Raw genomic sequence first — 888 nt, forward strand, 5'->3', positions numbered from 1 at the left:
TAGGGCGTGTCCTGCGGATCTTTCTCATGATCGTGTGCAGATGATGATGTGTGGTCGGACGTGGTGAGCTGACGGACAAGGCCTGGGCTGCGATCGCGCCGTTGCTGCCCGCGCAGAACGGGCAGCGCGGTGGCCGGTGGCGCAGCCACCGGCAGGTGATCAACGCGATCCTGTGGAAGGAACGCACCGGTGCGCCCTGGCGAGATCTCCCGGAACGCTATGGGCCGTGGAAGACCGCGCACGAGCGACTACGGAAGTGGACCGCGGACGGGACGTGGGACCGGATCCTGGACCACGTGATCGTCAAAGACGACTCCCTCGGAACACTCGAGGACAACGTGGCGTTCGTGGTCAGCGTCGACTCCACAAGCGTCCGAGCCCACCAGCACGCCGCGGGCGCCCGGAAAAAGGGGGCTGCGCGGACTGGATCGAAGCGCTCGCCATCGACGGGGAATGCCTCGGACGCTCCCGCGGAGGCTTGACGACCAAGCTGCATCTAGCGGTCGACGCGGCCGGCCTGCCGCTGGCGGTGATCCTCACGCCCGGCCAGGCCGGCGATAACCCGCAACTGCTGCCACTGCTCGACGACATCCACGACATCGACGTGGACGGGCAGCGAGTACGAGTCGGACGCGTGATCGCCGACAAGGCCTACACCCACCCGAGCACCCGCACCGCGTTACGGCAGCGGCGGATCAAGGCCACCATCCCTGAACGCGTCGACCAGATCGACCGCCGCAAGGCCAAGGGCTCGGCCGGTGGCAGGCCACCGGCCTTCGACCCCGACCTCTACAAGCTGCGCAACGTGGTCGAGCGCTGTTTCAGCCGCCTCAAGCAGTTTCGTGGCCTGGCCACCAGGTTCGCGAAACGAGCCGCCTACCATCGCGC

General features: G+C 67.3%; 1 pseudogene. It reads left to right on the plus strand.

The features are described 5' to 3' along the window. Positions 1-50 precede the first annotated feature (50 nt). Positions 51-888, plus strand: a pseudogene (locus G7043_RS47455) (IS5 family transposase); the annotation flags it as partial.

Source organism: Lentzea alba, assembly GCF_011067745.1.
GTDB classification, from domain to species: domain Bacteria; phylum Actinomycetota; class Actinomycetes; order Mycobacteriales; family Pseudonocardiaceae; genus Lentzea; species Lentzea alba.